Source organism: Bacillus sp. FSL K6-0069, from assembly GCF_038007785.1.
Taxonomy (GTDB): Bacteria; Bacillota; Bacilli; order Bacillales; family Bacillaceae_G; genus Bacillus_A; species Bacillus_A mobilis.
In genome coordinates this window covers 4,400,155-4,413,657 of the sequence record NZ_JBBOXN010000001.1, presented here as the reverse complement: position 1 = coordinate 4,413,657, position 13,503 = coordinate 4,400,155, and the positions used below count along the sequence as shown (strand labels likewise).

Below are 13,503 nucleotides of genomic sequence, written 5' to 3'. Positions count from 1 at the left end.
AATAAGAGGAAGAAATAGACAATAAATAAATGCTTTTGAATGGGGGGCATTATGAAGAGAGTGTTATTCTTTTTCATCAGTATTTTCTTTTTAGGAAGCTGTTCGCTTTCGTATGTTACTTTTTCTAGCGAGAGCAAAAGTTGGACGGGGCAATATAAAGGGTATATTAAGGATGACAGTGAAGATGGAATGTTTACGTTTCAATATAAGGGCGGAGATGGAAATACAGAATTTAAAAATTTAGAGATTGCTATTACTGAAACCTTTAGTACAATGACACAAACTTCAGAAGTTCATAAAGGAGCAAGGATTGAAATGAAGTCTTCTTGCGTAAGTTGTGCACCTCTTTCTAAAGATGAACCGATAGAAATTGTGATTAAATGGGATGATAAGTATGAAGAGAAGATGGTGTTAAATTTGAAATAGCCTAGAATAAGGAGTTGAAAATGAATAGGCATATGAAAAAATTAATGTTTTTAAGTGTATTTCTAATCATATTATCAGCGTGCACTACAAAACAAGTAGAGGTAAAAAAAGTACCTGAAGAAGGGTATGTCATAGTAAGAAATGACACGGTATTTTTCGTCAATGATAAAACGTATGAAACAAAAATAGAGTTACAAAATTATATAGAACAACAAATGAATAAAGAGTATCCATCACATATAGTTTTGAGCTTTAAAGATAAAGGTGCATATAAACAGTTAAAAACAGGGGATAAAATAAAAGTATGGACTTCTCAAACGCTTGAAAGCTATCCAGCAAAAATGATTGTAGAGAAGTTTGAAATAAGAAAAAAGGCAGCAATCGCGCTGCCTTTTTTCTTATTTCACAAATTGTAATTCTTTCGGGAATTTCGTTAAAATTTCTGATCCGTCTTTTGTGATGTAAATATCATCTTCAATACGAACGCCACCTACGTTTGGTACGTAAATACCTGGCTCGATTGTGAAGACCATACCTTCTTTTAATGGAGACTCGTTACCAGCTTTCACATCTGGATATTCGTGTACGCTAATTCCAAGTCCGTGACCAAGGCGGTGCGGGAAGAAGTCGCCGTAACCTGCATCTGCGATCACAGAACGAGCAGCGTTGTCGATTGCGCCAAGTGTAACACCTGGTTTACATGCTTCAACTGCTTGTAGTTGTCCAGCAAGTACAGTGTTATAAATGCGAGTTTGTTCTTCTGAAAGTTCACCGAATGCTACTGTACGTGTAATATCAGAGCAATAACCTTCAATGATTACGCCTAAATCAAATAGTACGAAATCGCCGCGTTTCATTTTGTTTGCACCTGGAATACCGTGTGGAAGAGCAGAGTTTGCACCTGCTAATACCATCGTATCAAATGACATTTTATGTATGCCCTTTGTTTTTAATTCGTGTTCAATAATTGCTAGTACTTCTAGCTCGCTACGATCTTCTTTAATTGCATTTACACCAACTTCAACAGCGTAGTCCGCCATTTTAGCTGCTTCACGTAAAATAGAAAGTTCTTTTTCATCTTTAATTAAACGAAGTTCGCGAACTTTTTCTTCAGCTGATTTGAAAGCTGCATTTGGGAATAGTTTTGTTAATTCTTCGTAACGTTCTACGTTTAAATGTTCTTTTTCAATTGCAACTGCGTTTGCATTGATGCCGCGGTCTTTAATTGCTTTTGCAATCATATCCCATGGTCTGTCAGTATCAGTAAATCCGATAATTTCATGTGCCCAGCCAGCGTTACGCGCTTGACCTTCTTCCATTTTAGGGCAAATTAAAATAGGCTCTTTTTCTTGGAATACAAACATACCAAGAAGTCTTTCGTGTGGTTCACAGTGGAAGTTTGTCATGTAGAAAACGTTTGGTGTAGAAGTTAAGAACGCAGCTTCTACGTTTTTTTCTTTTAGCCATTGCATTAAATTTTCTAATCTAGCATTCATCGATTGGCACCCCCGAGATATTTAATTACAAATATAACTTTACATCGGAGGAAAGCGTTATGACAAGTAAATAGATGTTAGAAAAGACAGGGAATTGAAAAATCATGTAGAATAAAAAGTGAGAATGTGAATAGGGGAGGAATGTAGTAATGAAAGTATCTTATCACGGGCATTCAGTTGTAAAGATTGAAACGAATGGAAAAGTGATTTTAATTGATCCATTTTTAACTGGAAATCCTACAACAGATTTAAAGGCTGAAGATGTCAAAGTAGATGCGATTCTTTTATCGCATGGACATGGCGATCATGTTGGAGATACAGTAGAGCTTGCGAAGAAAAATAATGCAGTTGTTGTGGCACCATTTGAACTAGCGACCTTTTTAAGTTGGCAAGATGTGAATACACATCCGATGCATATTGGTGGTTCGCATGAATTTGACTTCGGAAAAGTGAAGTTTACACAAGCATTCCACGGTTCTAGTTATATTGATGAAGAAAATAAGACGATTACATATACAGGTATGCCAGCAGGAATTTTATTTACAGCAGAAGAGAAAACTGTGTACCATGCAGGAGATACCGCTCTATTCTCTGATATGAAATTAATTGGGGAACTGAACAACATTGATATAGCATTTTTACCAATTGGTGATAATTTCACAATGGGACCAGAAGATGCTGTTTTAGCAGCAAAATGGGTTCAGGCGAAAACTGTTGTACCGATGCATTACAATACGTTCCCAGTAATTGAACAAGACCCATATCAATTTGTAGAAAAGCTACAAAATTGTACAGGGAAAGTATTAGAGGCTGGAGAAAGTATTACACTATAGAAAAGAAACCCTTCATTTGAAAAGACAAGTGAAGGGTTTTTTACGTGTGTAGGACAGCTTTTAAAGTTTGTACTTGTTTTGGTGATTCTTTTCTTTTTGGAAGTGGCTGTTCAGGTGTTTCATTCAATTCCATTGCAACTTTTTTTCCGTCTACGAAAGCTAAAAATACAGCACCTACAACTTCTAATAATTTTTTCATCATGTATTCGCTCCTTTGTTTCATTTCTTGTCTTCATTGTATATTGGAGCGGCTGGACAAACTATCGAACGAGATGACAATACCATTACATTGTTGTAATGGAAGCAGCAGTATAATGTAAGGCGTATTTTGTTATAAAAAAAATAGTACAGATATACAAAGAGAGAGTGTAACAGTTTTGAAAATATAGTATACTGAAAATACAACACATGAAGAATTTAGGGAAAAGAAAGTATGGTGAAACCATTTGGCTACCAAGCATAACCAAATTTTAGAACATATTAATAGCCTGCCAGTAGGGCATAAAATTTCTGTAAGGCAAATTGCAAAAGATTTGAGTGTAAGTGAAGGGACAGCTTACCGTGCAATTAAAGATGCAGAAAATAAAGGATATGTTAGTACGATTGAACGTGTCGGAACAATTCGAATTGAACAAAAGAAGAAAGAGAATATTGAAAAGCTGACATACGCTGAGGTTGTTAACATTGTCGATGGTCAAGTACTTGGGGGCAGAGAAGGACTACATAAGACGTTAAATAAATTCGTAATCGGGGCAATGAAATTAGAAGCGATGATGCGCTATACAGAAGCAGGAAACTTACTGATTATCGGTAATCGTACGAATGCACATCAATTAGCGTTAGAAGCCGGAGCTGCCGTATTGATTACGGGTGGATTTGATACGGAAGATCATGTGAAGAAATTAGCAGATGAATTAAAACTGCCGATTATTTCAAGTAGTTACGATACATTTACAGTTGCGACGTTAATTAACCGTGCGATTTACGATCAGCTTATTAAGAAAGAAATAGTACTCGTTGAAGATATTTTAACACCAATTGAAGAGACACTATATTTAAAACCAGGTGATACAGTACAGCAATGGCATGCGTATAACGAAGAGACGATGCACGGAAGATATCCAATTGTTGATGAAAACAAAAAGGTATTAGGTATTGTAACTTCAAAAGATATGATCGGTGTAGCGAAAGAAACACCAATTGATAAAGTGATGACAAAACATCCAATTACGGTAAATGGAAAAATGTCTGTCGCGGCTGCGGCACGCATGATGGTGTGGGAAGGTATTGAGTTACTTCCTGTTGTTGATGAAGGAAATAAACTGCAAGGTATTATTAGCCGTCAAGATGTACTTCAGGCGTTGCAAATGATTCAGCGTCAACCACAAGTCGGGGAAACAATTGATGATATTGTAACGAATCAATTCATGACACCGAAAGAAGCAAAAAATGAACATCTATATCAATTTTCAGTGACGCCGCAAATGACTAATTCAATCGGAACGTTATCTTACGGTGTATTCACAACGATTGTGACGGAAGCAACGAACCGTGTTATTCGTGCGCAAAAGAAAAGTGATTTAATTGTTGAGAACTTAACAATTTATTTCGTAAAACCAGTTCAAATTGACAATGTTGTATCGGTTCATCCGAAAGTATTAGAAATTGGACGTAAATTTGGTAAGGTGGATGTAGAAGTACATCATGAAGGTAATGTTGTCGGGAAAGCATTACTTATGGTGCAGTTGATCGATAAATAAAAAGATGGAGCAAGCCGCTTTGGTTTGTTCCATTTTTTTTAAAGAACGCTATAGTAGGGAGTTTTTAAATGTAGTTAGCAACTGAATCTATCACGTTCTGTTGTAGGGGCACGCAATCACTTGAAGATGCTTGAACAATAATTGTGGAGGTGTCAAATGGGAGTAATAGTTCTCGTTTTAGGGGTAGTATTTGCAATAACTTTTCATGTGTTAACACATAGAAGAATGGATGCAAATAAAAAGAAATTGTATGTAGTGAGTTTGGTTTTCGCTATTATTTGTTCCTTTATCCCTACAACTGGAGAAAATAAGAGTGATTTTCTTTACTTTGGTATACCAGCAGAAAATTTCATTTATTATGGTGGATGGGAAATTTCGTTTAATCCATTAGGTTTTTTCTTTAACTTTATTTTGTTTTATTGGGTTTTGAAGTTAATGCTTAAGCTATGTAAGAGTTCGGATAGAGAAGTGAAAAAATAGAAGGATATGTATCAATGTGGATAGAAAATTGGTTGTTAGTCGATTACGCTACTAATCGTTAAGAGATACCAATCGTGTAATTGGATAGGGAAACGATGCTTCACTATAAGAACTAGGGGGAGAGGAATGGATTTTCACACTAAAGAGCAGTTATGCAAGCAATATAATTTAAGTAGTCTTACGGAAGTTTCATTGTTGCATGGGGGAGAGAATCAAACATATATATTCGAATCGGACAAAAATAAATTTGTAGTGAGGCAGTATAGAGAAGGACGTTATATAGCTGAGCAAATAGAGGCTGAAATACATTGGTTAATAGCGATGCAAAAACAAATGTTAGTACCAGAAGTAGTTGCAAATAAAAATGGTGATTGGATCACATCCGTTATGAAAGATGGGGTAAGTATTCAGTATTTTGTTGTCTTTAGGTTTATAAACGGAAGTGAAATTTTAGAACCAAGGGATAAGGACTATGAAAAACTTGGGTCACTAATGCGAATGTTTCATGAAAAAACAAATGAAGTGCTCAAAAGAGTGCCGCAAACTTGGAGAGGTTACGAAAGGCCAATATATAGTGAGCAAAAGCTAATCCACGAGCCTTTACAGCGATTACTAAATGCTTCATTTCTATCGCATGCTGATAAGCATAAATGCATGAAAATTGCAGAAAGAATACAAGAGCTCACAAATTCAACTCAACTAGGAGAAAAACAATTTGTTCATGGTGATATGCATTTTGGTAATGTTCTTGTAGACAAAGAGGATTGGTATGTACTTGATTTTGATGAATGTGGATTTGGGTATAAAGAGTTTGATATTGGTGTTCCGAGATTACATTTAATTGCTTCGGGACAGTTAGAAGACGTATGGGGGAATTTCATGATGGGATATGGGGAAAATATTTCGGAAGCAGCCATTCGACTTGGGACTGCCTCAAGAATTTTTTATATGGCGGGAAAGATTCCGTTAAGGCTTGATATCGAGCCTATTAGAAAAGATCCCGGTGCTTTTACTCGGCGATATGTTCGGTATGCTGAAGAGGAATTGTGCGGTGAGACAATTGTATAGATAAAAAACAGAATATTAATTCAATTATAGTTTATATTATGTTACAATTGGATTGTAAGAAAATGGATTTTGAGAAGGTGGTATGCATTATGTCATCAGAAGTGCTCTTTTTTGGTGGAATCGCACTATTTTACTTTCTTGTGATGATACCGTTTCAATATTTATACTTACAAGGTTTACATGAAAAAAAGAAACGAACAGGATTATCTCAGCGAGAACTGTATGAAAAAATGTCTTTTGAGGAAGAACAATTACATTTTCACGTACAAGGAAATCCCTTTAATATACCATCTGCGTTTGTCGCATATATGATTTTAAAGGTTAGGGGACGTAAAAAAGCATCACAATATTGATGCTTTTTTTACGTTGCTTCAGACAGATTCAGCTTCTTCAACGGCTAATGGTAAGAAATGTTTGTATTGGCGAAATCCATTAAATACACTTGCACTACCAAATAGAACAAATAAAACACCAACGATAATACGAGCGGTTGAAAGTTCTAAAAAGAATTGGTTTATCCCGAAGAATAAGACGAATGAACCGAGTGCCATTGCGGATTTTCCTGAGAGCCAACCTTTCTCCATTGGGCGGTTTGTACGAAAGTATTTTGTTTTGTAGAAGAGGTACAACATAAATGAGACGATAATACAGAAGACTAATACTGGCATAATGCACACTCCCATCGCTTTGTAAAAATAATAGTGGAGAAAAAAGAAATATCTAAACTTTCTAACTTTTATTATAAAGCAATTGTTCGCATGTATGAAATACTTTCCGTTATAATGGAAGATAAAGTGAAGAAGTTGAGTAAAAAGGAGATTATACATATGCATGAGCAAATTTTAGGAGCAATTAAAGAGTTTGATACAATTATTATTCATCGCCATGTGCGTCCAGATCCAGATGCGTTAGGTTCACAGGGCGGTCTTGGTACCATCCTACAAGAATCGTTTCCAGAGAAAAATATTTATACGGTTGGGTACAATGAACCGTCACTAGCATATTTACGAGTAATGGATGATATTGAAGATAGTGTATATGAAAATGCACTTGTTATCGTATGTGATACTGCGAACCAAGAACGTGTTGACGATCAACGCTATGCAAAAGGGAAGATGTTAATTAAAATTGACCATCATCCAAATGAAGATCCGTACGGAGATATTACGTGGGTAGATACGACAGCAAGTTCTACAAGTGAAATGATTTATGAGTTTTACAGTTATGGAAAAGATAAAGGATTACAGATAACAAAAGAAGCAGCTCGTCTTATTTTAGCGGGTATTGTTGGGGATACAGGTCGTTTCTTACTCCCGAATACAACAGCGAAAACACTTCGTTATGTAAGTGAGCTTGTTGATATGGATGTGAAATTCACAGATTTATACAATGAAATGTATAAGACGAAAGAAAAGATTGCTCGTTTAAACGGCTATATTTTACAAAACTTTACGATGGTAGAAGAAGGAGCAGCTTACATTAAATTAACGAAAGAAGTATTAGAAAAGTTTGATGTACTTCCTTCTGAGGCATCTGGCGTTGTTGGAGCACTTGGTAATATTGATGGATTAAAGTCGTGGGTTCTATTTTTAGAGGAAGACGATGTGATTCGTGTTCGTCTTCGTTCAAAAGGACCAGTGATAAATAAATTAGCAATGCAATATAATGGCGGAGGGCATCCGATGGCTTCTGGTGCAAAAGCATCTTCTTGGGAAGAAGCGGATCGTCTTTTTGCTGATTTATGTGAGTTGTGTAGATAAGAGATTATATATGAAAACGAAAAGAAGGAGCGGCGTTAAAGCCCTCCTTCTTTATTTTTCTTTCTCTATAGTAATGCTAATTTCAAGCACGGTATCAAAAGATATTGTATCGACTTTAAAGCGGTATAGACGATCGTAATGTTTATACGTTTTATTTTCGATTGCTTTTTTGAGCAGGTCTTTATTTTTTGCGATACTTTGTATGTTTTTCGTTAAAAGGTGCTGGAGGTCATTATGAATAGAAGTGGTCATATTTTCGAGTGTAAGATTGTCTAAATCGTATTTTTCTCGATTAATTATTTTTATTTTAATCTCTTGAATAGTTAAGAGTCGTTTATTTTCTGTATTCAATTTTTCTTGATCTTCGAGAAGGACGTGGAGCTTTGCTTCCTGTTTTTCTATAATTTCTCGTTGCTCTGCTATTTTACTAGCTTGTTCTTCTTGAAAAACACCGTATATGTACAAAAAAATAAACCAGCTCAACACGCCTCCAACAGCAGCACCAGCTAAAACTAAATACCATTTTTTTGCTGTATTGGCACTTGGTACTCTCATACATGTTCCTGCGTTAGCCATTTAATAATAGTAAGACCTGTTTGCATACCACCCGTTGCGAAAAAAATAAGGAGAATTTGTTTTACGATATCTTTCATATCTCCGCCAAAGAAACTTCTTTCAAAGCTATAAAAAGTATCAAATGTTCCGCCAATTGCTGCAACGAGTGCCCAAATCCTTAAATTTTGGGCGAATTGATTAATGTAGGTTAGAGTTGGTTTTCCGATAAGAAATGCACCAAAGCCGCCAATTAATGAACCACCGAGTATAACACCAAAGGCAATAAAATAACTAATAATAAGCAGAGAGAAAAAAGTGTGTTCTCTTACATCCATCGTCATTCCCCTTTCTTCTTCATATATATGGACAAAGTATAAGAAGTATGTTTTGATTTCCGCTTTCCTCATCACCTATAATAAAAGTAGTCAAATTGGTAAAGAGAGGGTACAACAGTGAAGTTTGTGCATTTACAATGTCAAACCGTTTTTAGTTTATTAAAAAGTGCTTGTAAAATTGATGAGCTTGTAGTCAGAGCGAAAGAACTTGGTTTTTCATCACTGGCTATTACGGATGAAAATGTTATGTATGGCGTTATTCCGTTTTATAAAGCATGTAAGAAACATGGTATACAGCCTATTATCGGCTTAACAGCTTCTATTTTTAGTGAAGAAGATGAAAAATCTTATCCGCTTGTTTTACTTGCTGAAAATGAAATAGGCTATCAAAATTTATTAAAGATTTCTAGTAGCATTATGACGAAGTCAAAAGAAGGTATTCCGAAAAAGTGGCTTGCCCATTATGCGAAAGGATTAATTGCTATTTCGCCAGGTAAAGATGGAGAAATTGAACAATTATTATTAGAAGACAAAGAGAGTGAAGCTGAAGAAGTAGCTCGCATGTACCAAAGTATGTTCGGTAATTTTTATATGAGTTTGCAGCATCATGCGATTCAAGATGAACTGCTTCTGCAAGAGAAATTACCTGCATTTATGAGTAGGATAAATGTTCCAGTCGTTGCAACAAACGATGTACGCTACATCAATCAAAGTGACGCACTTGTTCATGAGTGCTTATTATCTGTTGAAAGTGGATCGAAAATGACGGATCCAGATAGGCCGAGGCTGAAAACAGATCAATATTATTTAAAATCATCAGATGAAATGGAAGCACTATTTTCTCACGTAGAAGAGGCGATTTACAATACAGTAGAAATTGCAGAACGTTGCAGAGTAGAAATACCGTTTCATGTAAATCAATTACCGAAATTTCCTGTTCCAGCTAACGAGACGAATGATATGTATTTACGCCGTGTTTGTGAAGAAGGGTTGCAGAAACGTTATGGTACGCCGAAAGAAGTACATATCCAGCGTTTAAATCATGAATTAAACGTTATTTCTAGTATGGGGTTTAGTGATTATTTCCTCATCGTATGGGATTTTATGAAGTATGCGCATGAAAATCATATTTTAACAGGACCAGGACGTGGATCGGCAGCTGGCTCACTTGTTTCTTACGTATTAGAAATTACAGATATTGATCCAATTGAATATGATCTATTATTTGAAAGGTTTTTAAACCCCGAACGTGTGACACTTCCAGATATTGATATCGATTTTCCAGATATAAGACGTGACGAGATGATTCGATATGTGAAAGATAAATATGGTCAGCTTCGTGTTGCACAAATCGTAACGTTTGGGACACTTGCAGCAAAAGCAGCAATTAGAGATATTGCGCGTGTAATGGGGCTTCCGCCGCGAGATATTGACATATTCTCAAAGCTTATCCCATCAAAGCTTGGTATAACGTTAAAAGATGCATATGAGGAATCGCAATCACTCCGTGAGTTCATACAAGGGAATCTTCTTCATGAGCGTGTGTTTGAAATTGCAAAACGTGTAGAAGGCTTACCACGTCATACGTCTATTCATGCAGCTGGCGTTATTATGAGCCAAGAGCCGTTAACAGGAAGTGTTGCAATTCAAGAAGGGCATAACGATGTGTATGTGACGCAATATCCAGCTGATGCATTAGAAGAACTTGGTTTGTTAAAGATGGACTTTTTAGGATTACGTAATTTAACGTTACTTGAAAATATTATAAAGTTTATCGTGAAAAAAACGGGGACACAAATTGATATAAGAAATTTACCACTTCAAGATGAAAAAACGTTCCAATTGTTAGGTAGAGGGGATACAACAGGTGTATTCCAGCTTGAATCAGGTGGTATGCGAAATGTACTTCGTGGGTTAAAACCGAATGAATTTGAAGATATTGTCGCTGTTAACTCGTTATATAGACCAGGCCCAATGGAACAAATTCCGACCTTTATTGAATCAAAGCATGGAAAAAGAAAAATTGAATATTTACATCCGGACTTAAAGCCAATTTTAGAAAGAACGTACGGTGTAATTGTATATCAAGAACAAATTATGCAAATTGCGTCGAAATTAGCAGGATTCTCGCTCGGAGAAGCAGATTTATTACGCCGTGCAGTGAGTAAAAAAAATCGTGATATTTTAGATCAGGAACGTAAGCATTTTGTGCAAGGTTGTTTACAAAATGGTTATGACGAGACATCTGCAGAGAAAATTTACGATTTAATTGTAAGATTTGCGAATTACGGTTTTAACCGAAGTCACGCAGTTGCCTACAGTATGATTGGATATCAGCTTGCCTACTTAAAAGCGAATTATACGCTGGAATTTATGACAGCACTATTATCAAGTGCAATTGGAAATGAAGATAAGATTGTGCAGTATATACGAGAAACGAAGCGAAAAGGTTTTCACGTTTTACCGCCATCTCTTCAGAGGAGTGGTTATAATTTCCAAATAGAAGGCAATGCGATACGTTACAGCTTGCTTTCCATTCGAAACATCGGAATGGCTACAGTGACAGCATTACTTGAAGAACGAGAGAAAAAAATGTTTGAAGATTTATTTGAATTTTGTCTTCGCATGCCATCAAAGTTTGTAACAGAGCGAAATTTAGAGGCGTTCGTCTGGTCTGGATGTTTTGACGATTTTGGTGTTTCGAGAACGAATTTATGGAAAAGCCTTAAAGGAGCGTTAGAGTACGCAAATCTTGCACGTGATTTAGGAGATGCTGTTCCGAAATCGAAATACGTACAAGGAGAAGAGCTCTCTTTTATTGAACAGTTAAATAAAGAAAAGGAAGCATTAGGCTTTTATTTATCAAGCTATCCGACAGCGCAGTATGTAAAGTTAGCGAAAGAATTAGAAATTCCATCTCTCGCTCAGGCGATGCGGCATAAGAAAAAAGTACAAAGAGCAATCGTGTATATAACAAGCGTGAGAGTAATTCGTACGAAAAAGTTGCAAAAGATGGCGTTTATTACATTTTGTGATCAAAATGATGAAATGGAAGCAGTTCTTTTCCCTGAAACGTATATACATTTCTCAGATAAGTTACAAGAAGGCGCAATTGTATTAGTTGACGGCATGATTGAACTTAGAAATCATAAGTTGCAATGGATTGTAAATGGGCTATATCCGTTAGAAGAAATGGATGTGTATGAAGAAAAGAAAGACGCATCTGTTTACGTGAAATTGCCGTCTCAGTATGAGAAAAAGTTGTTAAATCAGGTTACTAAAATATTGTTTGACTATTCGGGTTTTGCGAAAGTACTAATTTATTATGAAAAGGAACATAAAATGGTACAATTATCACGAAGTTTATCGATTCATCCAAGTGAAGAATGTTTAGGAGCACTTCGTGAAATTGTCGGGGAAGAAAATGTGGTTGTGAAAATATAATGGACAATTTCCCTACACTTCGATTATTATAGTAGTAGTGTTCGTGGTCAGACCACTTGGAGAAATTGATATCAGCTAGAATAATTTGAGGAGAGTGGATAGTTTGTCAACACTTCGTGAAGAAGCACTTCACATGCATAAAGTGCATCAAGGAAAATTAGAAACTGTATCAAAAGTAAAAGTAGAAAATGCAAAAGATTTAAGTCTTGCATATTCTCCAGGGGTTGCAGAGCCTTGTAAAGAAATTTATGACGATAAAAGTAAGGTATATGAATATACGATGAAGGGAAATATGGTAGCAGTTGTGACTGATGGAACGGCTGTACTTGGTCTTGGTAACATTGGACCTGAAGCATCTCTTCCAGTAATGGAAGGTAAAGCTGTATTATTCAAGAGCTTTGCTGGTGTAGATGCATTCCCGATTGCCTTAAATACAAACGATGTAGATAAAATTGTTGAAACTGTAAAATTAATGGAGCCAACTTTTGGCGGCGTTAACTTAGAGGATATCGCAGCACCAAACTGCTTCATTATTGAAGAACGTTTGAAAAAAGAAACAAATATTCCTATCTTCCATGATGATCAACACGGAACAGCTATCGTAACAGTAGCAGGTCTTGTGAACGCGCTAAAATTAGTTGGAAAGAAAATGTCTGACATTAAAGTTGTCGCAAATGGCGCAGGTGCAGCAGGTATTGCAATTATTAAACTTTTATATCGCTATGGTGTACGCGACATTATTATGTGTGACCGTAAAGGTGCGATCTATGAGGGTCGTCCTACAGGTATGAATCCTGTGAAGGATGAAGTTGCAAAATATACAAATAAGAATCGTATCGAAGGTTCTTTAGCTGATGTTGTACAAGATGCGGACGTATTCATTGGTGTATCTGCAGAAGGTGCATTAACAGAAGAGATGGTTCGTACAATGAATGACGATGCAATTATTTTTGCAATGGCGAATCCAGTTCCAGAAATTATGCCAGAATTGGCAAAAGCAGCGGGCGCAGCTGTTGTTGGAACGGGTCGTTCTGACTTCGCAAACCAAGTAAATAATGTACTAGCGTTCCCTGGTATTTTCCGTGGTGCACTTGACGTACATGCGACACAAATTAACGAAGAAATGAAGATGGCAGCTGTACAGGCTATTGCTGAGCTTGTAGCAGAAGATGAGTTGAATGCAGACTATATCATTCCTGCACCGTTTGACGCGCGTGTAGCGCCTCAAGTGGCAGCTTACGTTGCGAAAGCTGCAATGGAGACAGGAGTAGCTCGCCGTCAAGTAGATCCAAATGAGATTGCTGAGAAAACAAAACAATTAGCGCTGATTGGTAAAGAATAAGCGA

Annotated in this window: 15 protein-coding genes; 10 read left to right on the top strand and 5 right to left on the bottom strand. The window is 36.4% G+C overall.

Translation table 11 applies throughout. The features are described from left to right. Positions 1–51 precede the first annotated feature (51 nt). Together MHB74_RS22660 and MHB74_RS22655 are read left to right on the top strand one after the other, a co-directional pair. Positions 52–426, top strand: coding sequence for a hypothetical protein (locus MHB74_RS22660; RefSeq protein ID WP_061677026.1), 375 nt, complete (start codon positions 52–54; stop codon positions 424–426). A 20-nt stretch (positions 427–446) separates the two neighbouring features. Next, positions 447–842, top strand: coding sequence for a DUF3221 domain-containing protein (locus tag MHB74_RS22655; RefSeq protein WP_061677027.1), 396 nt, complete (start codon positions 447–449; stop codon positions 840–842). Here the strand turns inward: MHB74_RS22655 and pepQ are convergent. Further along, complete coding sequence (gene pepQ, locus MHB74_RS22650) at positions 825–1,922, bottom strand: Xaa-Pro dipeptidase (RefSeq protein ID WP_061677028.1); 1,098 nt, start codon at positions 1,920–1,922, stop codon at positions 825–827. The genes MHB74_RS22655 and pepQ overlap by 18 nt on opposite strands. Before the next feature lie 149 nt (positions 1,923–2,071). Between pepQ and MHB74_RS22645 the strand changes: the two genes are divergently transcribed. Then, positions 2,072–2,755, top strand: coding sequence for a metal-dependent hydrolase (locus tag MHB74_RS22645; RefSeq protein ID WP_061677029.1), 684 nt, complete (start codon positions 2,072–2,074; stop codon positions 2,753–2,755). 40 nt (positions 2,756–2,795) lie between these two features. Here MHB74_RS22645 and MHB74_RS22640 read toward each other — a convergent pair whose 3' ends face one another. Next, a complete protein-coding gene (locus tag MHB74_RS22640; RefSeq protein ID WP_000976299.1) occupies positions 2,796–2,957 on the bottom strand; it encodes a hypothetical protein in 162 nt (53 codons plus the stop codon). A 244-nt stretch (positions 2,958–3,201) separates the two neighbouring features. Between MHB74_RS22640 and MHB74_RS22635 the strand changes: the two genes are divergently transcribed. From MHB74_RS22635 to MHB74_RS22620, 4 genes are all read left to right on the top strand, one after another. Next, positions 3,202–4,515 (top strand): CBS domain-containing protein, encoded by a 1,314-nt coding sequence (locus MHB74_RS22635; protein ID WP_061677030.1) that lies wholly within the window; start codon positions 3,202–3,204, stop codon positions 4,513–4,515. Positions 4,516–4,671: 156 nt separating this feature from the next. After that, positions 4,672–4,995: a hypothetical protein gene (locus tag MHB74_RS22630; protein ID WP_061677031.1), complete on the top strand. Its 324-nt coding sequence runs from the start codon at positions 4,672–4,674 to the stop codon at positions 4,993–4,995. A gap of 126 nt (positions 4,996–5,121) precedes the next feature. After that, positions 5,122–6,063 (top strand): phosphotransferase enzyme family protein, encoded by a 942-nt coding sequence (locus MHB74_RS22625; RefSeq protein ID WP_061677032.1) that lies wholly within the window; start codon positions 5,122–5,124, stop codon positions 6,061–6,063. Between the two features lie 89 nt (positions 6,064–6,152). After that, on the top strand, positions 6,153–6,416 hold the full coding sequence (locus MHB74_RS22620; protein WP_061677033.1) for a DUF3949 domain-containing protein: 264 nt from the start codon (positions 6,153–6,155) through the stop codon (positions 6,414–6,416). A gap of 18 nt (positions 6,417–6,434) precedes the next feature. Here the strand turns inward: MHB74_RS22620 and MHB74_RS22615 are convergent, their stop codons facing one another. Next, on the bottom strand, positions 6,435–6,731 hold the full coding sequence (locus MHB74_RS22615; protein ID WP_001144772.1) for a YtpI family protein: 297 nt from the start codon (positions 6,729–6,731) through the stop codon (positions 6,435–6,437). A gap of 159 nt (positions 6,732–6,890) precedes the next feature. Between MHB74_RS22615 and MHB74_RS22610 the strand changes: the two genes are divergently transcribed. Further along, positions 6,891–7,823, top strand: a complete 933-nt coding sequence (locus MHB74_RS22610; protein WP_061677034.1) for a DHH family phosphoesterase — start codon at positions 6,891–6,893, stop codon at positions 7,821–7,823. 51 nt (positions 7,824–7,874) lie between these two features. Here MHB74_RS22610 and ytrI read toward each other — a convergent pair whose 3' ends face one another. Together ytrI and MHB74_RS22600 are read right to left on the bottom strand one after the other, a co-directional pair. Then, positions 7,875–8,378, bottom strand: a complete 504-nt coding sequence (gene ytrI / locus MHB74_RS22605) for a sporulation membrane protein YtrI (RefSeq protein ID WP_061677035.1) — start codon at positions 8,376–8,378, stop codon at positions 7,875–7,877. Continuing rightward, complete coding sequence (locus MHB74_RS22600; RefSeq protein ID WP_073516695.1) at positions 8,375–8,788, bottom strand: YtrH family sporulation protein; 414 nt, start codon at positions 8,786–8,788, stop codon at positions 8,375–8,377. Before MHB74_RS22600 ends, ytrI begins: the two co-directional genes overlap by 4 nt. Before the next feature lie 42 nt (positions 8,789–8,830). Here MHB74_RS22600 and dnaE point away from each other — a divergent pair, with 42 nt between their 5' ends. Then, positions 8,831–12,157, top strand: coding sequence for a DNA polymerase III subunit alpha (dnaE, locus tag MHB74_RS22595; RefSeq protein ID WP_061677036.1), 3,327 nt, complete (start codon positions 8,831–8,833; stop codon positions 12,155–12,157). A 133-nt stretch (positions 12,158–12,290) separates the two neighbouring features. Further along, positions 12,291–13,499, top strand: coding sequence for an NAD(P)-dependent malic enzyme (locus MHB74_RS22590; RefSeq protein ID WP_161940843.1), 1,209 nt, complete (start codon positions 12,291–12,293; stop codon positions 13,497–13,499). Positions 13,500–13,503 lie beyond the last annotated feature (4 nt).